Consider the following 22,749-nt stretch of genomic DNA (forward strand, 5'->3'; position numbering starts at 1 on the left):
CTATTTTTAATTGAAAAAATATGTTTACATACGAAACACAAATCAGGGTACGTTACGCAGAAACCGACCAAATGGGCTATATGTATTATGGCAATTATGCGACGTACTATGAGGTCGCCCGTACGGAGGCGCTCCGCAGCCTGGGGGCAACCTATAAGGAAATGGAAAAACAGGGTGTCATGCTCCCAGTACTGGAGCTGCACAACAAGTTTATCCGCCCCGCACATTATGATGATCTTTTGACGGTAAAGACGATGATCAAAGAACTGCCGGGCATGCGGATCACCTTTTTCTATGAAGTAACCAACGAAAGCGGCACCTTGATCAATCATGGGAAAACGACCCTCGTTTTTGTAAAAATGGCCACAGGCAAACCAACACTCCCTCCAGAGCCCATTATGAATTTGTTCAAACCTTATTTTGAAAGCCCTGAGGAGGCCTAAATCCTTTCCCATTGATTATCAGCGGATCGCTAAAAAGGAACGAAAATTATTGCACTTTTTTTGAGCTCATGCTTGCAACAAAATAATTTTTACCTACCTTTGCAATCCGTTAAGCAATCACAGAGGGTTGTCAGAGTGGTCGAATGAGGCAGTCTTGAAAACTGTTGTACCGCGAGGTACCGGGGGTTCGAATCCCTCACCCTCTGCAAATGAACAAAAGGTTCATTGCGAAATTTTGAGAATATTAAACAGAGAGTTGTCAGAGTGGTCGAATGAGGCAGTCTTGAAAACTGTTGTACTGCGAGGTACCGGGGGTTCGAATCCCTCACTCTCTGCATTTAATTTCTTAAAAATATATTTCCTGAAACTGAATATTTAAAACATATCCAAAGAGAGTTGTCAGAGTGGTCGAATGAGGCAGTCTTGAAAACTGTTGTACTGCGAGGTACCGGGGGTTCGAATCCCTCACTCTCTGCAAATTTAAATATTCAGTTCTTTTACAGAGAGTTGTCAGAGTGGTCGAATGAGGCAGTCTTGAAAACTGTTGTACTGCGAGGTACCGGGGGTTCGAATCCCTCACTCTCTGCCACGTTTCATTATTGAAATGAATCAGGAAATACAACACTATTGCGTGTATAAAGGCATCAAATAATTTCACAGAGAGTTGTCAGAGTGGTCGAATGAGGCAGTCTTGAAAACTGTTGTACTGCGAGGTACCGGGGGTTCGAATCCCTCACTCTCTGCATTGTTTCCTTTTAGGAGCAAGCAGAAATTATTTAGGCGATGATAATGCCGTAAAAATTATCCTATTTTAGAGAGTTGTCAGAGTGGTCGAATGAGGCAGTCTTGAAAACTGTTGTACTGCGAGGTACCGGGGGTTCGAATCCCTCACTCTCTGCAAAAGTCCTAACTTTAATTAGTTTAGGACTTTTTTTTTGCCAATCCTTACTTCCCCACTCTTTTTCATCCATCAATGAACGTACTGATTTCAGGATCAACGGATTTGAATTTTGCTCAACAGAAAAAGCCTCTCCAAGCGTTCATTAATTCCGTTATTTTTACCTGAATAACAACCCCGACATTACGCAAACATAATACTCCCCCCTCAGTAAGAAAGTGGCTTTAAGTGAATTACGGCCGTAAAGAATCATTGTAACCAAACACAAACGACAATGATTAACGCCAATACTTACACACAGCCGCAGCACAATCACACAGAAGTCAGCCTAAATCTTGAGGAGAAAATCCATGAATATTGTGAGGGTGATACAGAGATGTATTATGAACTTGCAGGCTTGTACAAAGGCTCTTTCCGCGAACTTCATGACAAGTTCAACCAATTTATCACAACGCATGATTTGGCAGGCTTTCGCTTTTTAGCACACAAGTTACACTCCTCTATTGAACTGCTGAGCCTACAACAGCTCAGGACCTACTTTACGATTATCAGAAACTACCTGGAAAACCCGGAGAATACCCAAAAGCCCGATCACGTCATTCAATCCATTAACGCCATGACGGCGCAAATTCTTCAGGAATTAAATGCGATCATTAAAAGAGGGTATGAGGAAAACAAGGAGAGCGCTTCTTAATCAGAAGCGCCCTGCTGCCTGCCACTAAAGCAGATCATTTGCCAGATTAGCCAATTCCGAACGTTCTCCCTTCTCCAGGGTAATTTGAGCGTACAGGGGATGATTCTTAATCTTTGACATCAGTGTTGAAAGTCCGTTACTTTGCGCATCAAGGTAAGGGGTATCAATTTGGTGAATATCGCCAGTGAAAATAATTTTTGTGTTTTCGCCAGCACGTGTGATAATTGTTTTGACCTCATGAGGCGTGAGGTTTTGCGCTTCATCAACAATAAAAATAATATTGGACAAGCTACGCCCGCGAATGTATGCCAATGGTGTGATGACTAACTTTTCATCTTCCACCATTTTTGTCAGCTGCACGTACTCTTTATCTTGTTCATTGAAGTGATGCTTGATAAATTTCAGATTATCCCAAAGCGGCTCCATATAAGGATTCAGTTTAGATTTAATATCCCCCGGCAGGAAGCCCACATCTTTATTGCTTAACGGCACAATTGGTCGAGCAAGATAAATCTGCTTGAAGTCTCTGCGTTGCGCCAACGCACCAGCCAAGGCCAGTAAAGTCTTTCCTGAACCAGGAACACCTCCGATCGTTACCAATTTAATATCTGGGTTTAAAATGGCGTGTAACGCAAAAGCCTGCTCGGCATTCCGAGGCTTTATACCATAAGCGGTATACTTCTCCACACGCTCAATGCGGTTACTTGCTGCGGAACAGAAGGTCATGACGGACTGATCATTGCTGCGCAAGACAAAATAACCATTCGGACATAATCGGGCTTTCAGCTCTTCCGATATTTCAGCAAAACCCACTTCATAAAGTGTGTCGATCAAGGCAGGGTCTATGCCGTCGATTGTTTTAGTGCTTTTATCCAAAGCGGCAATATCCTGAACTTTGCCTGTTTTGTAATCATCAGCCTTTAAAGACAGCGATTTGGCTTTTAAGCGAAGATTGACATCCTTCGTTACCATCACCACTAACTTATCCGCATTATCTTCCTGAAGCGACAATGCGGCGTTCAGGATCTGGTGATCCATCTTCTTTGAATCAAATACCTCCTGCGCATCCACGCTTGCTGTCGTACTCAGCACAACCTTTAAGCGCCCCTTACGCTCGCCAGGCAACGGCATCCATTCTCTGATCGGATGACCGTCAGACAGATCATCGAGCAGTCGGATGAAGGCTCTTGCTTCAAAATTCACGGAATCATTCCCTTTTTTAAAATTATCGAGCTCTTCAAGAACGGTAATCGGTACAGCGACGTCGTGTTCTCCAAAATTCAAAAATGAGCGGTGATCAAAAAGAATGACAGAGGTATCAAGCACAAAGATCTTCGCTTTGGCTGTGGAAGTTGCTTGCTTTGACATAGGACTTATTTTTCGGTGAGCAATGTAAAGGACGGCATCATCATGCCGTTTGGGTACGGGCTCCTTTTTTCAACCCTAATTTGCTACTGCAGGAAAAAAAGCGTTCCCTCTTTCCCATGTATATATAATGTCCGTGGAACCGATGTGATTACAGGCCGCTAAAAGAATTTACGCAAATGAATTGAATAAGGAAAAAATAGTATAAAAAAAAGACCAGTCGAATGACTGGCCTTTCTATATTTTTTATCGGTAACAAGTACCGAGCTTTAATTATTTAGCAATCGCAGCTTTTTGTGATTTCTTTGCTTTACGACGCTCAGCTCCATAAGTGAAGTCAAGAACAATCGGTGTTGCAACGAAAATCGATGAGTAAGTACCTACTGCGATACCTACCAACATTGCGAATGAGAATGAACGTAACACTTCACCACCAAACAAGAACAATACAACTACTACAATAAATGTAGTGAATGATGTCATCAATGTACGAGACATCGTGTTGTTGATCGCCATATTGAACGTTTGCTCAATATCTTTATTTGGGTTGGCTGCAACATCCTCACGAATACGGTCAAACACGACCACGGTATCATTAATAGAGTAACCGATGATCGTCAGGATTGCGGCGACAAACACCTGATCAATTTCGTAGTTAACGCCAAACAATGCGACAATCGCAAAGGCGGCAAACACGAAACAGGTATCGTGAATCAAGGCCAGGATCGCTCCTGCCGAGAATCCCATTTTTCGGAATCGGATGAAGATATACAAGAACAGCACAATCAAAGCATAGAAACCTGCTTCCATCGACGAGTACTTGATATCATCTGCAATTGTCGCTCCTACTTTTGAAGAGGAAACAACCGCAAAATTATTCTCCTGAATATTTTTAGCATCATCGGTGCTCGACATTCCTGTAGCCTGCGCAATCGCATTGATTACTGCCTGCTTCACTTCCACGTCAGCGTTATCACTGTCTTCATCAATTTTGTATGAAGTCGTAATCTTCAGAACATCAGAAGCGCCATAAGTTTTAACTTCTACACCTGACTTCTCGAACGCCTCATAGTTTGAGATACCCGTTTTAACCGTCGATGCTTCCATTGACTTACCGAAGTCAACCACATAAGAGCGACCACCTTTAAAGTCCACACCCATGTTCAATCCACCTTCAGCGATAATCAGACCGATACCAACAACGATGAATGACAATGAGATGATATAAACTTTACGACGAGCACCCATGAAGTCGATATTCACATTCTGCATAAAGTTACGTGACATACCTGTTTCGAAAGACAATTTCGACTGGTTACCTTTCTTAGACAACCAAGACAAGATCACGCGAGTGATAAATACTGCAGAGAAGAATGATGATGCAATACCGATCATCAATGTAATCGCAAAACCTTTTACTGGACCTTGACCCAACACGTAAAGAATTACACCGATCAAGAAAGTAGTAACATTGGCATCAAAAATAGAGCTGAATGCTTTATCGTAACCTTTATCAATGGCGCTGAGCAATGGAATACCCGATCGCATTTCCTCTCGAATACGCTCAAAGATCAGTACGTTCGCATCAATCGACATACCGATAGTCAGTACGATACCGGCAATACCAGGCAGCGTCAGTGCGGCGGAGAGGTTGGCAAGGATACCCAAGATGAAGAAGATGTTGAACACCAATGCAGAGTTCGCAATCAAACCACCTTTTGCATAGAAAGCCACCATAAAGATCACTACCAATGCCAAACCTAAGAATACCGAGTAAATACCTTGTTGTTGTGCTTCTTTACCCAAAGTTGGTCCAATTACAGCTTCCTCTACAATACGAGTAGGCGCTGGCAAAGAACCTGCTTTCAAGATGTTCGCCAAATCTTTCGCTTCATCGATTGAGAAGTTACCAGAGATAGAAGAAGAACCGTTAGGAATTTCACCGTTTACCTGAGGAGCAGAATAAGCATAACCATCCAATACAATAGCGATCTGGCGACCGATATTTGAGGCAGTCAATTTCTTCCATTTCTTAGCACCTACGGAGTTCATTTGCATAGAAATCGCTGGACGACCAGACTGGTCGAAATCCTGGCGAGCATCCGTAATCACTTCACCTGTTAAAGGAGCTTGTCCTGCACGGCGAGTTTTCAAAGCATAAAGCGTCAATAATTCCTGACCGTTAGCTTCGTTTGGTTTTACTTCCCAAGCGAATTTCAAGTTACGAGGCAATAGAGATTTGATATCTGCACGCTCGATAATACGGTTGATTTTTACGGTATCTTTTACGTTGTAAACCAATCCGTAAGGAGATCTGTTCAATGCCAATAGCGGAGATACGTTTTGGCTCATGGCAGCCTGAAGGCTATCGATTTTTGCCTGAGCAGCAGCTGCTGAATCTGGAGCTACTGTTCCTTCCGTTTTTCCACCTGTTAGAGAAGCCAAATCATCCTCATCAGAAGATTTCACAACGGCGTTGTTATCTGATTTCTCAGTACCTGTTGCCAGGTGATTTACTTTTTGCTCAGCAACCAATTTCTGGTTAATGGCCATCAATGACTGTTGGTATTCCTGAAGGTTATACACTTCAAAGAACTCCAATTTTGCAACACCTTGCAACAATTTACGAACACGCTCAGGGTTGTCTACACCAGGAAGCTCTACCTGAATACGGCCTGTACCTTGCAAACGCTGAATATTTGGCTGTGAGGTACCGAAACGGTCAACACGAGTACGAAGAATGTTAAAAGAACGATCGATCGCACTTTCCACCTCAGTATCCAAAATTTTCAAAACCGCATCATCAGAAGACTCCAAAGAGATACGACCTTTATTTGCTGCGTTAGCGAAAACAGTACTTAACTTGCTACCGTTGGTTTGCTTTTCCCACGCACTGTAAAACAACTGCACGAAGTTACCACCAGTTTTGTGATAAGCAGTATTTGCTGTTTGAACAGCAGCGTTAAAGTCCGCGTCTTTTGTATTACCGGCAATTCCTTTCACGATCTCTACAGGAGAAACCTCCAATGTCACGTGCATACCTCCCTGAAGGTCAAGACCCAAGCCAAGCTCAGTTTCTTTAATTTCCTTGAAAGTATAAGGGTTGCCTAATAAATTAAAAACGGGCTCGTTCCAAATGGAATCAAGATAGTTTTGCTTTTTGTTAAAGTTAACCTTGCCACTCGCATCTGTTGCGTATGCCGTTGCCTGATTCTGAATTTTTGTCGATACCAAAGTGAAAGACAAATAATACAGACACAAAGCCGTAATAATTACGGTCAGTGCAACAATGAAACCTCTGTTTCTCATTGTTCTATTTATTTGAATATAAAAAAGTATTTATTTTTTCTGATTTGAAGGGTGCCCACAACAATTAAACTTGCTACCAGACACAGGGGTAATCACGCCACCAAATTACGGGGCATTGGGGGAGAGCTGACAGTCGAGCAGCCTTAAAAGAATAGAAGTCGAATAGACTTTAACACCTTGCACTACATCTGAAGTCCCCATCAGGCTACTCCAGAAAGGTTCAATAATTCCCTCTAAGCTTAAAAAATGTAGTGAAAATGAAGATACCGCTTGATAAGGCTTTAAAACAAAATCTGTTTTTTCAGGAGAACTATCCTGATGCTTATCATGCTGACTTTTAGCATTATGCGATACCGATTGCTCCACATTAGGGTGACTGACCACATGCTGCACAACAGGGCCCGCTACCATCCAGAAGGTGGTAAGTAGGAGCACGATGATGCTCGATGTCGATATTTTAGTCACTTTAGTCATGGATTGCAAAAGTAAATAAAAAAGGGTCAAGCACAAAGCCCGACCCTTTTAAATTTCTTTTTTTACAAAAACCACATTTTGTCATTAAATAAACACATCAGCTAAAAACCAACATGAGTGTTCCCGACAACCAACAATGGGTTGTAATTCAATATTTTACAATTAGGAGTTTACCTCAATAAAACGGTTTACATTGTGGCGTTTGCCCATAAGCACCAACTGATCCGTTGCTTTAACAATAGAATCAGCTTTGGGCACCCCAACAATGTGTTCTTCCGTACGCGCCGCACCCGTTTTTTTGTCCACGGTCTGAAGGCTATTCTTTATCGTGATCAGGTTAAGGTCATATCGTTCACGCAATCCCATATCTTTTAATTGCATATTCACCACCCGCTTAGGTGTTTCAATTTCCACAATCTCATAATCATCAGGCAGCGGAAAGAATTTTTTAATTGAAGGGTTAATCAAGCGATGTGCCAACAGCACTCCTTCGTTAGCCTCGGGATTAAGAATCTCATGGATCCCCATTTTCTCCAAAATCAAATGCTGATGCGCGTTACTTGCGCGGGCAATGACTTTTTTCACGCCCAACTCCTGAAGAATTACAGAAGTCAAAACCACGTTTTCAAAGTTCCCACCAATTGTAACTACTGCTGTATCTACCTCTTGAATGCTCTGTGCAACCAATGCGCTTTCATCAGTAGAATCCATATTAACCACATAAGCAACTTTGTCTTTTGCGGCTTCAATCACATTTATATTTGAATCAATCCCGATTACTTCTGCACCAAAATTAGACAAACATTCCGCTAATGCCATTCCTAATTGTCCAAGACCGATAACAGCTACCTTACCTTTTTTCATGAATTTACATGTTGTTTTAAGTGGGAAACCAAAACCCCCAACCCGATATCAAATGTTGTATTATTCGGAATGATGATATGCGCCGTCGATTTGAAAGGTCTGATAAACTTATCATAAGTAGGCTGCACATGCTTTTCATACCTGTACAGCACCTCCTCCAAACCTTCATTTCGCTCTTCACTATCCCGAACGATTCTTCTTTTCAACTTAATATGTTCTTGCGCATCTATAAATACGCGAACGTCTATCAAATCTGATAGGTCCTGGTCATAAAAAACAAACAACCCCTCTACAATAATGATTGGGGCTGATTTAAAGACCAATTTCTTCGGTACAATGTTGGGATTATTAAATGTATACTCTTCAAGTTCTACTTGTCGCCCCTCTTTCAGATCCTTAAGATCTGTAGCATATTTGCGCAAATCAACCGATTCTGGCAGATCAAAATTTTCGATCCCCATATCATCAACCGGTTGTAATTCCTTTGGCAAATAATAATTATCCTGAGAAATAAGACAAACCTGGTCCGAAGAAAAGGCTGACAATAAATTCTTCAGAAAGGTAGTTTTCCCTGACGCACTTCCTCCGGTAATTCCAACTACTAAGGGCTTCACACTCATCCTATTTTTGATTTTAAAAATTTCGACACCACTTCCATTCCCATATCAAAGGTGCTGTTATTGGGCACTACCAAATCTGCCGATGATTTAAACGGGGCAATATATTGCTTATAAGTTGGAATGACATGCTGCTCGTATCGATAGAGCACCTCTTCGAGGTCGTAGCCTCGTTCAGCATTATCGCGAATAATTCGTCGCTTTAGCTTGATATGCTCCTCTGCGTCCACAAATATTTTAAGATCCAGGTGCTCGGCAATCAGGGGCTCATAAAATACAAAAAGCCCTTCAACCACTATAATGGGTGCGGGCTCAAAAGTGAGCATCTTCGGTGCAACATCACTGTTATTAAATGTATATTCTTCCCTTTGGATGGCCTGCCCACTTTTCAAGGCTAAAATATCAGACGCAAAGCCCAATAAATCTATTGACTTTGGAAGATCAAAATTTATCATCCCATTTTCATCGACAGGTTGCTGATCACGATCGCGATAATAATTATCCTGAGATAATAGGCACACTTCCTGCGCTGTAAACTGGCTGAGCAGAGCGTTCAGAAATGTGGTTTTACCCGACGCACTACCGCCTGTAATCCCGACTACAAAGGGTTGTTTTTTTGACTCAATCATAATGGAATAAATTCCGATCTAAAATTTGTACTTCACCATGGTTACAAAAATAAAGCCGAAAGGCCTCATTTTCATGATGCTTAATAATTATCCTTGAAAAATTGAATTAATTTACGAACCGCATGACCACGGTGGCTAATTTCATTTTTCTGATCCTTGTTCATCTGGGCGAAAGTATTAGAATACCCCTGAGGAAGAAATATAGGGTCATAACCAAAACCCTGATCGCCTGTCAAAGTTTCAATGATCTCTCCTTTTGCAACCCCTTCAAATTGATTTGTTCCATCTTCAGAAATCAAGGTAATCACTGTACGGAACTGCGCCGCCCGGTTTGATTTCCCCTTTAAACGCTCAAGAACCAAGGCCATATTATCTTCACTGCTCCGTTGTGGGCCAGCATAGCGAGCAGAATAAACGCCAGGAGCACCATCAAGTGCCTCAATCTCTAAACCAGTATCATCAGCAAAACATGCCACTTTATAATGCTCAAAAACATAGGTAGCTTTTTGTAAAGAATTTCCTTCGAGTGTATCCTGATCCTCGGGTAATTCTTCCTCACAGCCAATCGCTTTCAAACTCAACACCTCAACATTGGCAGGCATCATCGCTTGTATTTCCGCTATTTTATGTGAATTATTAGTTGCAAAGCAAATTTTTATCATTATTCAAGTAATTTAATTATTATTGAACCACGAATAACAAACGATCTGTTACTCAAGGTTTCAGGATTATATCGCAAAGATTAACCACTACAAAAACCATCACGCAATTTACGGAAAACCGTTCAAATTTACTGATATGTGCTATTTTTGTGATCTCTCCGCCTCGAATTATCGTATTTTATAGTAACTTCAAAAAATTTTCCTTGATTTTGAATGAAAAAACCTAAAATCGCAATATTAGATCTTGGCACGAACACCTTTCACCTATTGGTTGTTGAGCCTTATGAAAATCGCTTCGAAGTGATTTATCGGGAGAAAATTGCCGTTGGTTTGGGTAGAGGGGGAATTAATGAAGGATATATTACACCTGACGCTCAAAAAAGAGCACTGAATGCTTTGGTGAGGTTTCGAAGGATTATTCGAAAATTGGGTGTGGAACATATCAAAGCGACAGGCACAAGTGCATTAAGGTGCGCAAAAAATGGTCAAGAATTTGTCGCCGTCGTGAAAGACAAAGTGGGTATCGATATTCATATCATCAGTGGAAATGAAGAAGCCGAACTCATTTATTTCGGCGTAAAAAAGGCTGTGCAGCTTAAAGCCAATCCATCCCTGATTATCGATATTGGTGGCGGTTCAGTTGAGTTCATTATTGGAAATAACAAAGAGCTTCTTTGGAAAAAAAGTTTTGAAATCGGCGGACAACGTTTATTGGATAAATTTCATGAAGTAGATCCTATCCCAAACGACCAAATCGTCCGACTGAACAATTATCTATCCGATGAACTCAAAGCGTTGGCATCAGCAATAGAACAATTCCATGTGGAAGAAATCATTGGGTGCTCTGGTGCTTTTGATTCCTTTGTTGAAATTTTCCATGAATCTGACGAAACTGAACATGCCAAAAAAGGATTTAGAACCGAGCGACATTTACCCGTTGAAGAGTTTTTAAAAATCAATGATTTACTGGTTTCTAAAAACCGTGATGAACGTATTTTAATCCCCGGCATGATTCCATTACGGGCTGATATGATCGTGGTAGCCGCTCTTTTGGTAAAGCATGTAATTGAACGATTTAAAATCACGAATATTCGGGTAAGTTCTTATGCACTGAAAGAAGGTTTGTTGACACAAATTTTGGAAAATACTCCAACCTTATAAGCCATTATTCCTCCTCAGAAAATCGCTCATGGCTACTTATTCAATATCTATTGAAAAAATCGTACATTGTGGCCTGAAAAGAAGCGAATTATGACTTTTTCTTACGATAAATTAAAAAATTTTACGCAGCAGGTATTCCTAAAAATGGGATGCTCTCAGGAACATGCTGAACAAGCTGCAGATGTTTTACTTAATGCCGACCTGAGAGGGGTTGATTCTCATGGAGTTGCTCGACTAATTGGCTACGTTCGGCTTTGGGAAGTAGAACGGGTAAATGCAACACCTGAAATTAAGGTAATTCACGAAACGCCAAGTACGGCTACAATCGATGGTGACCGTGGTTTGGGCCTTGTAGTAGCACCCTATGCCATGAAAATTGCCATTGAGAAAGCTAAAGTGGCAGGCACAGGTTGGGTGGCCATCAAAAACTCCAATCATTATGGTATCGCAGGTTATCATTCCATGATGGCACTTGAGCATGACATGATGGGAATTTCTATGACAAATGCCTCAGCATTGGTTGCGCCAACTTTCTCACAAGAAAGAATGCTGGGCACTAATCCTATCGCGGTCGCTTGTCCCACAAATGAAGAACCGCCTTTTGTTGCCGATTTCAGTACCACTACCGCAGCCAACGGAAAACTTGAAATTCTTCAGCGCAAAGAAGAAGATGCGCCTGAGGGGTGGGTGCAAGACAAAGAAGGCCACAATACAACTGACTCAGGCATATTGAAAAAAGGAGGCGCTCTACTTCCTTTGGGAGGTGACAGAGTACACAGCAGCCATAAAGGTTATTGTCTTGGCTCCATTGTTGATATTTTCTCAGCAGTATTATCAGGCGCGAATTATGGCCCGTGGGTACCACCATTCCCAAGCTATGTACCATTACCTGAAAATCCTGTAGGGGAAGGCATTGGACATTTTGTTGGTGCTATGCGAGTGGATGCTTTCCGCCCTGCGGAAGACTACAAAAACCATATGGATAATTGGATTCGTAGATTTAGAGCGGCCAAACCTGCACCAGGTCATGACCAGGTGATTATTCCTGGTGACCCTGAGAGGGCATCAGCATTGATCAGAATGAAAGAGGGGATTCCACTTCTTCAGCCTGTGATTGAGGACCTAAAAGGAATTGCAGATAAATTCGAAATCGAATTTTAATAGTAATACAAAAGGCTTTTCTTCATCGAAAAGCCTTTTGTGTTTTTACAAAGTAAAACCTACCCGAATAACATATGGCTCGGCATATGGGCTGCGGTCACGGTCGAAAGTAAGATTATAAAGGACTGCGAAAGAAATCCCTCCTCGTTGACCAAAAGGCTGAAAATAACCTGCTCCCAAAAATGTACTGGGAATCCATTCTCGTTTTAATTCAAAACCGTTGGGTGTAACTGATCCTACTTCAAGGTTCAACACTTCATATTCACCCCTAAGAAAGAAATTTTGAATAAGGTTATAGCGCACGAATGCTCGACCACCATAAATACTGCTACTGTAGGTTTCAGTAAATCGCTTGTCCTGAAAATATTGATAAACAAATCCTCCTCCTGCTGAAAGTTTTGGGTTGATCATTACCCCGACCAAAGGAGAAACCTCAATAGAAGTTATTGTTCCGAAGGATAAACCAAGGTTACCACCGAAAAACAAACGATCCTTTAAGGGGGGCTTTTCTTCTGCAACATAATTCACTTGAGCGAAAGCTGCGAAAGATAGAGGAACCGTCAATAACAAAAAAAGAATGGTTTTTTTAAGCATAATCATAAATAGGTGAATTGAGTAGATAACTAATTTACGATTATTACTGATGTTCTATAATATAAACATCTTCATTTTTCTTTTTCATCAAATATTTTTCTCGAGCAAATTTCTCCAACAGCTCTTTATTGGTCGTCAGCTCTTCCCTATCCTGTTTCACCGCTTGAATTTCACGTAAATAGAAGGCCCGTTCCTGCTCAAGTTCTTTTTCCTTATGATATAACTGGTACTGATTAATCAAATCATTGGAATCAAAACAAAGCATCCAAATAAAAAAGGAGGCGACTATATATAAATAAGGCGACTTAACGAATGAGGGCAACTTTGCAAAATCTTTCTTCATGGCACTAAAATTATGATCTGCAAAATAAAAAAAAGCCCCGACATAAGTCGAGGCTTTAATATTAATTAGTGAATTTCTTCAATTAGAAGTTAAATTCTTGCTTGAATGCTTTCAAACCTGGGTAAACTGCAGTTGCACCCAATTGCTCTTCAATTCTCAATAACTGGTTGTATTTAGCCATACGGTCAGAACGAGAAGCAGAACCTGTTTTGATTTGTCCACAGTTCAATGCAACGGCCAAGTCAGCAATTGTATTGTCTTCTGTTTCACCTGAACGGTGTGACATTACTGAAGTATAACCTGCACGGTGAGCCATCTCAACAGCAGCAATAGTTTCAGTCAAAGAACCAATTTGGTTTACTTTAATCAAAATAGAGTTAGCTGATTTCTCTTCGATACCACGAGCCAAACGCACAACGTTAGTTACGAACAAATCATCACCTACCAATTGTGTTTTGTCACCGATTGCAGCGTTCAACATGTTGAAACCGTTCCAATCTTCTTCGTGCATACCATCCTCGATAGAAGTGATAGGGTATTTAGATACCAATTCAGACAAGTAAGCAACTTGCTCCTCAGTAGTTTTTACACCACCTTGCATGTCGTTGAATTTAGTATAATCGTACTTACCGTCTACGTAGAATTCAGAAGCAGCACAATCCAATGCGATTGTGATATCCTTACCGAATACGTAACCTGCATTTTCTACCGCCAATTTAACTGAATCCAAAGCATCTTCAGTAGATTCGAATGCTGGTGCAAATCCACCCTCATCACCTACAGCAGTAGAAAGACCACGACCGTGAAGAACTTTAGCCAAAGAATGGAATACTTCACATCCCATACGGATAGCCGTAGTGAAATCTGGTGCCGATACAGGCTGGATCATGAACTCTTGGAATGCGATAGGTGCATCAGAGTGAGAACCGCCATTAATGATGTTCATCATTGGAACAGGCATTGTTTTGGCAGAAACACCACCAACATATTTGTACAATGGCAATTCCAATTCGTCAGCAGCTGCTTTAGCTACTGCCAAAGAAACACCCAAAATAGCATTTGCGCCCAAATTGGCTTTGTTTGGAGTACCATCCAAGTCGATCATCAATTGGTCGATAGCAGCTTGCTCTGTTACCTCCATGCCGATCAATTTCTCAGCGATAACCTTGTTTACGTTCTCAACAGCTTTAAGAACACCTTTTCCAAGGTAAACACCTTTATCACCATCACGCAATTCAACTGCTTCAAATTGACCAGTAGATGCACCAGAAGGAACAGCAGCACGACCGAAACCGAATTCTGTTTTTACATCAACTTCTACAGTTGGGTTACCTCTTGAGTCAAGGATTTGACGCGCGTGAATTTCTTGAATTAAGCTCATTTTAATTACTTTTAGTTATTCATTAGTGTTAAAAAGTCATCAAAAAGATAGTGAGAATCGTGTGGCCCCGGAGAAGACTCAGGGTGATACTGCACAGAGAACGCATTTTTTCCTTTAATTCGGATACCTTCTACTGTGTTGTCATTCAAGTTAACATGTGTAACTTCCACATTATCTGATTTCGCCACTTCTTCCGCACTCACTGCAAAGCCATGGTTTTGTGAGGTTACCTCACATCTTCCAGAAATCACATTTTTAACAGGGTGGTTTAACCCACGGTGTCCAGAGTGCATTTTATAAGTAGAAATTCCTGCTGCACGGGCTAAAATTTGATGCCCCATACAAATACCAAACATCGGCTTATCTTCGGCCAAAATCGCCTGGACAGTATCTACAGCATAATCCATCGCTGCAGGGTCTCCAGGACCGTTTGATATAAAGTATCCATCAGGATTCCACGATTTCATTTCTTCGTAGGTCGTAGTTGAAGGGAAAACTTTACATTCCATGCCTCTTGACTCCATGTGTTTCAAGATGCTTTCTTTAATTCCCAAATCAAGAACCGCTACGCGGCGCTTTGTTTCAACATTTTCATCCTTACGTAATACTGGCTCACTTACGCAAACTTTACTTGAAAGCTCCAATCCTTTCATTGAAGGAACTTCTTGAAGTTGTGCGCGAAGTACTTCATAATCGTGAATTTCAGAAGAAATGATAGCATTCATTGCTCCTTTATTACGAATATGTCTTACTAATTTACGGGTGTCAATATCGGCAATACCAACAATTCCATTAGACTCTAAATAGTCCTGAAGACTTTCACTTGCCTCCTTACGACTATATAGGTCGCTAAAGGAATTAATAACAACACCAAAAATAGATGGTTTTGGCCCTTCGAATTCCGCTGGGTGAACACCATAATTACCAATATGCGAATTGGTAGTTACAATAATTTGGCCAAAATAAGAAGGATCGGTGTAAACCTCTTGGTATCCTGTCATTCCAGTATTGAAACAGATTTCGCCTCCTTTAGTTCCTATTTTGCCTAAAGAGCGACCATGGAACACAGTTCCATCTTCCAACATTAAAACAGCTTCCGACTTATACTTGTACTTCATAGGTGAATTAGTATTTCGATATAAAATTAAAGAATTTGGGAAAAACAAATTGTGATCTGTGTCAACTTGTCATAAAAAAAGGGATTAGCAAAACTAATCCCTTTAATATCTTAATCAAAGAATCATTCTGCTGATTCTTCTTTTGGTGCCTCAGTTGCCTCAGTAGCTGGTTTAGAACCACCACTACGACGACTACGACGAGTCTTTTTCTTCTCAGCAGCATCGCCACCTAATAACAATACATTGTAGTCAACTAACTCAATGATTGCCATTTCAGCGTTATCACCCTGACGTGTACCCGTTTTGATAATACGAGTATAGCCACCTGGGCGAGAAGCGATTTTTGTCGCTACTTCATCAAACAAAATCTTTACAGCCTCTTTGTCTTGAAGGTAAGAGAATACCACACGACGTGAGTGAGTAGTATCTGACTTAGCTTTAGTTAACAATGGCTCGACAACTTTGCGCAAAGCTTTTGCTTTTGCTACAGTTGTTTGGATGCGTTTATGCAAAATCAAGGAAGTTGCCATGTTAGATAACATAGCGTTACGGTGAGCCGTCTTTCTTCCAAGATGGTTAAATTTCTTCCCGTGTCTCATTTTTAAAATTAATCCTCATCAAGTTTATACTTGGAAATATCCATTCCGAAGGTTAGACTTCTATCGGCAACCAAAGCTTCCAATTCAGAAAGCGATTTTTTACCGAAATTACGGAACTTCATCATATCAGAAATCTCAAGAGTAACTAAGTCACCCAACGTCTTCACATCAGCAGCTTTCAAACAATTGTAAGCACGTACTGATAAGTCAAGATCGTTCAAAGGAGTCTTCAACATTTTACGCATGTGTAGAACTTCCTCATCGATTGGCTCAGCATCTTGTCCTCCGTTAGTTTCCAAGATCATTGAATCTTTGGTAAATAGGGCAAAGTGACGAATCAAAATGTTCGCTGCGCCTTGTAGAGCATCCTCAGGATGAATCGAGCCATCAGTTTCGATATCCAAGATTAATTGTTCATAATCGGTACGCTGTTCAACACGCGTATTCTCGATATGATACTTAACATTTTTTATCGGTGTAAAGATGGCATCAATCGGAATAAACCCAAAGATCTGCTCAGCTGGCTTGTTTTCCTCAGCAGGTAAGTAACCGCGGCCTTTTTCTAAAGTAAATTCGATTTCGAATTCTTTAGTTTCGTCCAAGTTACAAATTACTAAGTCCGGGTTCAAAATCTCGAAAGAAGAAGTGAATCCAGCAATGTCACCAGCAGTAAAGGTTCTTTGTCCCTTAATGCTCACATTTAACTTATTCTCAACTATGTCCGAGATTTTCTTGAAGCGGATTTGCTTAATGTTAAGAATAATCTCTGCTACATCTTCGACCACCCCTTCCATGGTTGAGAATTCGTGTAAAACACTTGCGATTTTGATGCCGGTAACAGCATATCCTTCTAATGAGGACAACAAAATACGACGCAATGCATTTCCAATGGTCACTCCATATCCTTTTTCTAAAGGTTTGAATGTGAATAATCCATGGAAGTCATCCGCCTTCTCCATGACCACTTTCTCGGGCATTTGAAACGCTAAAATCGACATAGTTTTTCCGTTGGTTACAGAATAAGTTAAGAAATAAGTTAATAAGAATAAATGATTATTTAGAGTAGAGCTCGACGATCAACTGCTCGTTGATGTTCTCTGGAATATCCTCACGAGCTGGTAGGTTAGTCATCTTACCTGCCATCTGAGAGTTATCCCACTCCATCCAACCATAACGATTAGCGCGAACTGCTAATGAATTTGTGATTACCTCTAAAGATTTAGATTTTTCACGAACCGCAATTACAGAACCAGCTTTAACAGAGAATGAAGGAATATTCACTACATCTCCGTCTACAGTGATATGCTTGTGCAATACCAACTGACGCGCTGCACGACGAGTAGGAGCAATACCTAAACGGAACACAACGTTATCCAAACGAGACTCCAACAATTGTAGGAGTACTTCACCTGTAATACCTGATTTGCGAGAAGCTTTATCAAACAAGTTACGGAACTGACGCTCCAAAACTCCATATGTATATTTAGCTTTTTGCTTTTCAATCAACTGAATTGCATATTCAGATTGCTTGCGACGACGACCGCGGCCGTGCTGTCCTGGGCCATACGGCTTTTTGGAAACAGCTTTTGAAGGACCGAAAATTGGGTCATTAAAACGTCTGGCGATTTTCGCCTTAGGGCCTCTATATCTTGCCATATTTTTTCAACAAATAATTAGGATACCTAGATTATACTCTTCTTCTTTTTGGAGGACGACAACCATTGTGAGGAAGTGGAGTCACATCCTTGATTGCAGTCACTTCAATACCTAAAGATTGGATAGTACGGATCGCAGACTCACGACCTGAACCAGGACCTTTTACAAATACTTCCACTTTACGAAGACCTAAATCATAGGCAACTTGTCCACAGTTTTGTGCTGCAACTTGTGCTGCGTATGGAGTGTTTTTCTTCGAGCCACGGAAACCCATTTTACCTGCTGATGCCCAAGAAATTACTTGACCCTGAGCATTAGTCAAAGAGATAATAATGTTGTTGAAAGAGGCTTTAATATGTGCCTGACCTACCGCCTCTACGTGAACAACTCTCTTTTTGGCTTTATCTTTTCTCTTTTGTGCCATAACTTTTTAGATTACCTTACTGCCTTTTTCTTGTTAGCAACAGTTTTACGTTTACCTTTTCGAGTTCTCGAGTTGTTCTTAGTGCGCTGACCACGAAGTGGTAAGCCTTTTCTGTGTCTCAAACCACGGTAACAACCGATATCCATCAAACGTTTGATGTTCATCGTAACTTCCGATTTCAAAACACCTTCAGTTTTGAATCCTTCAGCAATAATGTTACGGATTGCTTGAGCTTCCTCGTCTGTCCAATCTTTAACCCGCTTGTCCTCAGAAATCTCAGCTTTTGCCAAGATTTGGGCAGCGGAACTACGACCTATACCAAAGATATAAGTCAATGCAACTACACCCCGCTTGTTTGACGGGATATCAACGCCTGAAATACGTGCCATAAATTAACCTTGTCTTTGCTTGAACTTAGGGTTCTTTTTGTTAATAATGTAAATTTTTCCTTTGCGACGCACAACTTTACAGTCGGCGCTACGCTTTTTAATAGAAGCTGTAACTTTCATTGTTCTATTTATTGTTTGTAACGATATACAATTCGTCCTTTAGTCAGATCGTATGGTGACATTTCAAGCTTTACACGGTCTCCCGGTAAAATTTTAATGTAGTTCATTCTCATCTTTCCAGAGATATGCGCTACTACTTGATGTCCGTTCTGTAACTCTACACGGAACATTGCGTTGGACAATGCCTCAACAATTGTACCGTCTTGTTCAATAGATGACTGTTTGGCCATGTTAAATTTTGATATGTTCTTCGATGTATTTGTGCGTAGTCAAGACTTCAGTCCGGTCGGCAAAAATAGCGATTGTATGTTCAAAATGTGCCGATGGTTTGTAATCAGTCGTGCGGATGGTCCAACCATCTGCCTCCTGCACAATATCCTTAGTCCCCAGATTGATCATAGGCTCAATAGCAATAACCATACCAGCCTTCAATTTCTTTCCTTTTCCACGACGTCCATAGTTCGGTACTTCAGGATCCTCATGAAGATTTCTCCCTACACCGTGTCCTACCAACTCACGAACAACGCCATAACCAAACTGCTCGGCATGCTGCTGTACAGCATAACCAATATCACCAGTAAATTTACCGACTTTAGCAGCCTCAATCCCTTTCCAAAGAGATTCTTTAGTTCGGCGAAGTAAATCCATCGATGCCTCTCCTACATCCCCAACAGGATACGAATAAGCACTATCTGAGTGAAAGCCTTTATAAAAGACCCCACAATCAACAGACACAATATCGCCCTCTTCAAGCACATACTTGGAGGGCATACCATGAACAACTTGTTCGTTTAAAGAAACACAAAGAGTAGATGGAAAACCATTGTACCCTTTAAAAGATGGTGAACCACCAGAATCTTTAATAAATTCAAATGCCAATTTATCTAATTCCAAAGTAGAAATCCCTGGTTTGATATGCTGTGCTACCAAACCATGGGCTCTACCGAGAATATCGGCACTTTCTTTTATAAGATTAATCTCTTCTTCAGTCTTAAGATAAATCATTAGGCAACTGCCACTTTATTAGCTCTACCCTTAATCTTACCAGACTTCATCAGGCCTTCGTAATGACGCATCAACAAATAAGATTCTACTTGCTGAAGAGTATCCAAAACTACACCTACCATAATCAAAAGACTCGTTCCACCGTAGAATTGGGCAAAAGAACCCTCAACACCAGCCATTCTTGCAAATGCAGGCATAATTGCTACGAGACCTAAGAAAATTGAACCAGGCAATGTGATCTTTGTCAAAATACTATCAATGTATTCTGAAGTTTGTGGACCAGGTTTTACCCCAGGGATAAATCCTCCATTACGTTTAAGATCATCAGAGATCTGATTTGGATTAATTGTAATCGCTGTGTAAAAGAAGGTAAATACAATGATCAATACAGCAAACAAAGTGTTGTACTGCCATGATGTGATATCTGCAAAAGTCGCTCCAATAGAAGCTGCTGTCTCATATTTATCTGCTAAAGACTGCGCAAGCAATGATGGTAAGAACATCAATGATTGAGCAAAAATGATAGGCATAACCCCTGCTGCATTCACTTTCAAAGGCAAATACTGACGCTGTCCACCGTAAGTGCGACCACCGACAACCTGCTTAGCATATTGAATCGGAATTTTACGTGTAGCTTGAGTAAGCATGACTACTGCCATAATGACAAAGAACAATGCTACCAACTCGATCACGAAAAACAACAAACCTGTTGATCCACGAGACAAAGCTTCCGCTACAATGGCTCCAGGTAAACGAGAAATGATTCCAATCATGATCAGCATAGAGATACCGTTTCCGACACCCTTATCCGTGATCTTTTCTCCTAACCACATACAGAACATAGTCCCTGCCACAAGAATAATCAATCCAGAGATTCTAAAGAACCACGGATTAATCAAAACTGCTTCTGCAGGGATAGTCGCGGTTACATAACCGAAACCTTGCGCTATTGTAATGATGATGGTCAATACCCGAGTAATCTGATTAATTTTATTTCTACCAGATTCACCATCATTTTGCATCTTCTGAAAATAGGGTACTGCTACCGTCAACAACTGCAACACAATGGATGCAGAAATATAAGGCATAATCCCCAATCCAAAAATGGATGCATTACTGAAGGCGCCACCTAAAAACGTGTTCAGGAGTCCAAATATACCACCTTCGTGGCTCGTTAATGCTGCAGGATCAACACCTGGCAACACAACAAAGGATCCTAAACGGAAAATGACCAACAAAATCAAGGTGTTGAGAATTCTTGTTCTCAACTCCTCGATGGAAAAAATATTTTGAATAGTAGAAATAAACTTCTTCATGATATATTATCAGATAACAGTTGCTGTCCCACCTGCCTTCTCGATTGCTTCAACAGCTGAAGCAGAGAATTTATTCGCAGAAACTTCCAATTTAGAAGTAACCGCGCCATTAGCAAGTACTTTTACCAAATCCGCTTTTCCGACGATACCGTTCTCACGCATCATTTCGATCGTGATAGCAGTAACACCAAGCTTGTCAGCCAAGGCTTGGATAGCGTCAAGATTAACAGGTTTGTAAATTACTCGATTTGGATTGGTAAATCCAAATTTAGGGACTCTTCTTTGCAAAGGCATTTGACCACCCTCGAAACCTACTTTCTGAGAATAACCAGATCTTGACTTTGCACCTTTGTGACCACGTGTAGAAGTACCACCTCTTGTAGACCCCTGACCACGACCGATACGTTTACCTTTTTTGGTAGAACCATCGGCTGGTTGTAATGTATGTAATTTCATAATTATACCTCAGCTACAGTAATCAAATGTTTTACTTTTTCGATCATCCCCGCAATTTGAGGAGTTTTCTCATGCTCAACGGTTCTATTGATTTTACCAAGACCCAAAGCCTTGATTGTCTCAACCTGACGTTTCGGACGGTTGATTGTACTACGAACCTGAGTTAAACGTACTTTAGCCATCTTTATTAACCGTTAAATACTTTAGAAACACTTACTCCTCTTTGCTCAGCAACTTGCTGTGGAGTTCTCATTTTAGCCAAAGCATCGAATGTTGCTTTAACTGCGTTATGTGGGTTTGATGAACCTTTAGACTTACCAAGTACGTTATGTACACCAGCAGCCTCCAATACAGCACGCATCGCACCACCTGCAATTACCCCAGTACCCTGAGATGCAGGCTTCATCAATACGTAACCACCACCAAATTTACCAGTAGCTTCATGAGGGATAGTACCGTTGAATACAGGAACTTTCACCAAGTTCTTCTTTGCATCTTCGATACCTTTAGTAATGGCATCAGTCACCTCGTTGGCTTTACCCAAACCATGACCTACAACACCGTTTCCGTCTCCCACTACCACAATAGCGGAAAAACTAAAACGACGTCCACCTTTAACTACCTTCGCTACACGATTGATAGCAACAACTTTTTCTTTAAGGTCAAGCTCGCTTGCCTTAACGCTTTTTACAGTTTTATTGGACATTTGCTTAGAATTTTAATCCGCCATTTCTGGCACCTTCAGCCAATGCTTTAACTTTACCGTGGTATTGGTAACCACTACGGTCAAAAACAACCTCAGTAATTGAGTTTGCAACCGCTTTTTCAGCTAATTTAGCACCAACTTTTTCAGAAATTTCAATATTACAATTTTTACGGGCACCGAATTCTACAGAAGTAGCAGAAGCCAATGTAACACCGTTAATATCGTCAATCAATTGCGCTGAGATGGCTGTGTTACTTTTGTACACTGAAAGACGCGGACGTTGAGCTGTTCCTGAGATCTTTCTGCGGATTCCGCGACGGATTCTCAGTCTTCTCGCGATTTTTTCGTTCTTAATTGCCATAACT

General features: G+C 41.0%; 28 protein-coding genes and 6 tRNA genes. 10 read left to right on the top strand and 24 right to left on the bottom strand.

Annotated elements, in window-relative coordinates:
* Positions 1-20 precede the first annotated feature (20 nt).
* The 8 genes from AABK40_RS11720 (at position 21) to AABK40_RS11755 (ending at position 2,035) form a co-directional block, all read left to right on the top strand.
* A complete protein-coding gene (locus tag AABK40_RS11720) occupies positions 21-443 on the top strand; it encodes an acyl-CoA thioesterase (protein WP_332922437.1) in 423 nt (140 codons plus the stop codon).
* 121 nt (positions 444-564) lie between these two features.
* Positions 565-649: transfer RNA gene (locus AABK40_RS11725), tRNA-Ser, on the top strand.
* 44 nt (positions 650-693) lie between these two features.
* Positions 694-778, top strand: a tRNA-Ser gene (locus AABK40_RS11730).
* A gap of 55 nt (positions 779-833) precedes the next feature.
* Positions 834-918, top strand: a tRNA-Ser gene (locus AABK40_RS11735).
* A 26-nt stretch (positions 919-944) separates the two neighbouring features.
* Positions 945-1,032: transfer RNA gene (locus AABK40_RS11740), tRNA-Ser, on the top strand.
* 69 nt (positions 1,033-1,101) lie between these two features.
* Positions 1,102-1,186, top strand: a tRNA-Ser gene (locus tag AABK40_RS11745).
* A 70-nt stretch (positions 1,187-1,256) separates the two neighbouring features.
* Positions 1,257-1,341, top strand: a tRNA-Ser gene (locus AABK40_RS11750).
* A gap of 274 nt (positions 1,342-1,615) precedes the next feature.
* Positions 1,616-2,035, top strand: a complete 420-nt coding sequence (locus tag AABK40_RS11755) for a hypothetical protein (RefSeq protein WP_338397152.1) — start codon at positions 1,616-1,618, stop codon at positions 2,033-2,035.
* A 24-nt stretch (positions 2,036-2,059) separates the two neighbouring features.
* Here the strand turns inward: AABK40_RS11755 and AABK40_RS11760 are convergent, their stop codons facing one another.
* The 7 genes from AABK40_RS11760 to AABK40_RS11790 form a co-directional block, all read right to left on the bottom strand.
* Complete coding sequence (locus AABK40_RS11760; protein ID WP_338397153.1) at positions 2,060-3,403, bottom strand: PhoH family protein; 1,344 nt, start codon at positions 3,401-3,403, stop codon at positions 2,060-2,062.
* Between the two features lie 270 nt (positions 3,404-3,673).
* On the bottom strand, positions 3,674-6,709 hold the full coding sequence (secDF, locus tag AABK40_RS11765) for a protein translocase subunit SecDF (RefSeq protein ID WP_338397154.1): 3,036 nt from the start codon (positions 6,707-6,709) through the stop codon (positions 3,674-3,676).
* A gap of 105 nt (positions 6,710-6,814) precedes the next feature.
* Entirely contained in the window at positions 6,815-7,183 is a 369-nt protein-coding gene (locus AABK40_RS11770) for a hypothetical protein (RefSeq protein ID WP_338397155.1), read from the bottom strand.
* 162 nt (positions 7,184-7,345) lie between these two features.
* The gene (locus AABK40_RS11775; protein WP_332921284.1) at positions 7,346-8,047 is read right to left on the bottom strand and encodes a potassium channel family protein; all 702 of its coding nucleotides are present in this window, start codon (positions 8,045-8,047) and stop codon (positions 7,346-7,348) included.
* Positions 8,044-8,667, bottom strand: a complete 624-nt coding sequence (gene udk, locus AABK40_RS11780; RefSeq protein ID WP_332921285.1) for a uridine kinase — start codon at positions 8,665-8,667, stop codon at positions 8,044-8,046. Before udk (AABK40_RS11780) ends, AABK40_RS11775 begins: the two co-directional genes overlap by 4 nt.
* Positions 8,664-9,293: a uridine kinase gene (udk, locus tag AABK40_RS11785; RefSeq protein ID WP_332921286.1), complete on the bottom strand. Its 630-nt coding sequence runs from the start codon at positions 9,291-9,293 to the stop codon at positions 8,664-8,666. Before udk (AABK40_RS11785) ends, udk (AABK40_RS11780) begins: the two co-directional genes overlap by 4 nt.
* An 80-nt stretch (positions 9,294-9,373) precedes the next feature.
* Complete coding sequence (locus AABK40_RS11790; RefSeq protein ID WP_332921287.1) at positions 9,374-9,955, bottom strand: non-canonical purine NTP diphosphatase; 582 nt, start codon at positions 9,953-9,955, stop codon at positions 9,374-9,376.
* A gap of 213 nt (positions 9,956-10,168) precedes the next feature.
* Between AABK40_RS11790 and AABK40_RS11795 the strand changes: the two genes are divergently transcribed.
* Complete coding sequence (locus AABK40_RS11795; RefSeq protein WP_338397156.1) at positions 10,169-11,116, top strand: Ppx/GppA phosphatase family protein; 948 nt, start codon at positions 10,169-10,171, stop codon at positions 11,114-11,116.
* A 90-nt stretch (positions 11,117-11,206) separates the two neighbouring features.
* On the top strand, positions 11,207-12,277 hold the full coding sequence (locus AABK40_RS11800; protein WP_332921289.1) for an Ldh family oxidoreductase: 1,071 nt from the start codon (positions 11,207-11,209) through the stop codon (positions 12,275-12,277).
* Positions 12,278-12,322: 45 nt separating this feature from the next.
* On the opposite strand, the gene AABK40_RS11805 is transcribed toward AABK40_RS11800, so the two are convergent.
* The 17 genes from AABK40_RS11805 to rplR form a co-directional block, all read right to left on the bottom strand.
* The gene (locus tag AABK40_RS11805; protein ID WP_338397157.1) at positions 12,323-12,877 is read right to left on the bottom strand and encodes a hypothetical protein; all 555 of its coding nucleotides are present in this window, start codon (positions 12,875-12,877) and stop codon (positions 12,323-12,325) included.
* Positions 12,878-12,914: 37 nt separating this feature from the next.
* Positions 12,915-13,214: an FtsB family cell division protein gene (locus tag AABK40_RS11810; protein ID WP_332921291.1), complete on the bottom strand. Its 300-nt coding sequence runs from the start codon at positions 13,212-13,214 to the stop codon at positions 12,915-12,917.
* Between the two features lie 82 nt (positions 13,215-13,296).
* A complete protein-coding gene (gene eno / locus AABK40_RS11815; protein WP_332921292.1) occupies positions 13,297-14,595 on the bottom strand; it encodes a phosphopyruvate hydratase in 1,299 nt (432 codons plus the stop codon).
* Positions 14,596-14,606: 11 nt separating this feature from the next.
* Positions 14,607-15,713, bottom strand: a complete 1,107-nt coding sequence (gene carA, locus AABK40_RS11820; RefSeq protein ID WP_332921293.1) for a glutamine-hydrolyzing carbamoyl-phosphate synthase small subunit — start codon at positions 15,711-15,713, stop codon at positions 14,607-14,609.
* Positions 15,714-15,835: 122 nt separating this feature from the next.
* Positions 15,836-16,312 carry a 50S ribosomal protein L17 gene (gene rplQ / locus AABK40_RS11825; protein ID WP_332921294.1) on the bottom strand — a complete coding sequence of 159 codons (477 nt, stop codon included), beginning with the start codon at positions 16,310-16,312 and terminating at the stop codon, positions 15,836-15,838.
* An 8-nt stretch (positions 16,313-16,320) separates the two neighbouring features.
* Entirely contained in the window at positions 16,321-17,310 is a 990-nt protein-coding gene (locus AABK40_RS11830; protein WP_332921295.1) for a DNA-directed RNA polymerase subunit alpha, read from the bottom strand.
* Positions 17,311-17,365: 55 nt separating this feature from the next.
* Positions 17,366-17,968, bottom strand: a complete 603-nt coding sequence (gene rpsD, locus AABK40_RS11835) for a 30S ribosomal protein S4 (RefSeq protein WP_332921296.1) — start codon at positions 17,966-17,968, stop codon at positions 17,366-17,368.
* Positions 17,969-17,999: 31 nt separating this feature from the next.
* Positions 18,000-18,392, bottom strand: a complete 393-nt coding sequence (rpsK, locus tag AABK40_RS11840) for a 30S ribosomal protein S11 (protein ID WP_332921297.1) — start codon at positions 18,390-18,392, stop codon at positions 18,000-18,002.
* A gap of 11 nt (positions 18,393-18,403) precedes the next feature.
* A complete protein-coding gene (gene rpsM, locus AABK40_RS11845; protein ID WP_332921298.1) occupies positions 18,404-18,781 on the bottom strand; it encodes a 30S ribosomal protein S13 in 378 nt (125 codons plus the stop codon).
* Positions 18,782-18,784: 3 nt separating this feature from the next.
* A complete protein-coding gene (ykgO, locus tag AABK40_RS11850; protein ID WP_071932151.1) occupies positions 18,785-18,901 on the bottom strand; it encodes a type B 50S ribosomal protein L36 in 117 nt (38 codons plus the stop codon).
* 8 nt (positions 18,902-18,909) lie between these two features.
* Positions 18,910-19,131, bottom strand: a complete 222-nt coding sequence (infA, locus tag AABK40_RS11855) for a translation initiation factor IF-1 (protein WP_332921299.1) — start codon at positions 19,129-19,131, stop codon at positions 18,910-18,912.
* 1 nt (position 19,132) lies between these two features.
* Positions 19,133-19,906, bottom strand: coding sequence for a type I methionyl aminopeptidase (map, locus tag AABK40_RS11860; RefSeq protein WP_332921300.1), 774 nt, complete (start codon positions 19,904-19,906; stop codon positions 19,133-19,135).
* A complete protein-coding gene (gene secY / locus AABK40_RS11865; protein ID WP_332921301.1) occupies positions 19,906-21,222 on the bottom strand; it encodes a preprotein translocase subunit SecY in 1,317 nt (438 codons plus the stop codon). The genes map and secY overlap by 1 nt, the downstream gene beginning before the upstream one ends.
* A 9-nt stretch (positions 21,223-21,231) precedes the next feature.
* Entirely contained in the window at positions 21,232-21,678 is a 447-nt protein-coding gene (rplO, locus tag AABK40_RS11870; RefSeq protein ID WP_332921302.1) for a 50S ribosomal protein L15, read from the bottom strand.
* A 2-nt stretch (positions 21,679-21,680) separates the two neighbouring features.
* Positions 21,681-21,860: a 50S ribosomal protein L30 gene (gene rpmD, locus AABK40_RS11875; protein WP_332921303.1), complete on the bottom strand. Its 180-nt coding sequence runs from the start codon at positions 21,858-21,860 to the stop codon at positions 21,681-21,683.
* 5 nt (positions 21,861-21,865) lie between these two features.
* The gene (gene rpsE / locus AABK40_RS11880) at positions 21,866-22,384 is read right to left on the bottom strand and encodes a 30S ribosomal protein S5 (protein ID WP_332921304.1); all 519 of its coding nucleotides are present in this window, start codon (positions 22,382-22,384) and stop codon (positions 21,866-21,868) included.
* Positions 22,385-22,388: 4 nt separating this feature from the next.
* Positions 22,389-22,745 (bottom strand): 50S ribosomal protein L18, encoded by a 357-nt coding sequence (gene rplR / locus AABK40_RS11885; protein WP_332921305.1) that lies wholly within the window; start codon positions 22,743-22,745, stop codon positions 22,389-22,391.
* Positions 22,746-22,749: the final 4 nt, after the last annotated feature.

Source organism: Persicobacter psychrovividus (assembly GCF_036492425.1).
Taxonomy (GTDB): Bacteria; Bacteroidota; Bacteroidia; order Cytophagales; family Cyclobacteriaceae; genus Persicobacter; species Persicobacter psychrovividus.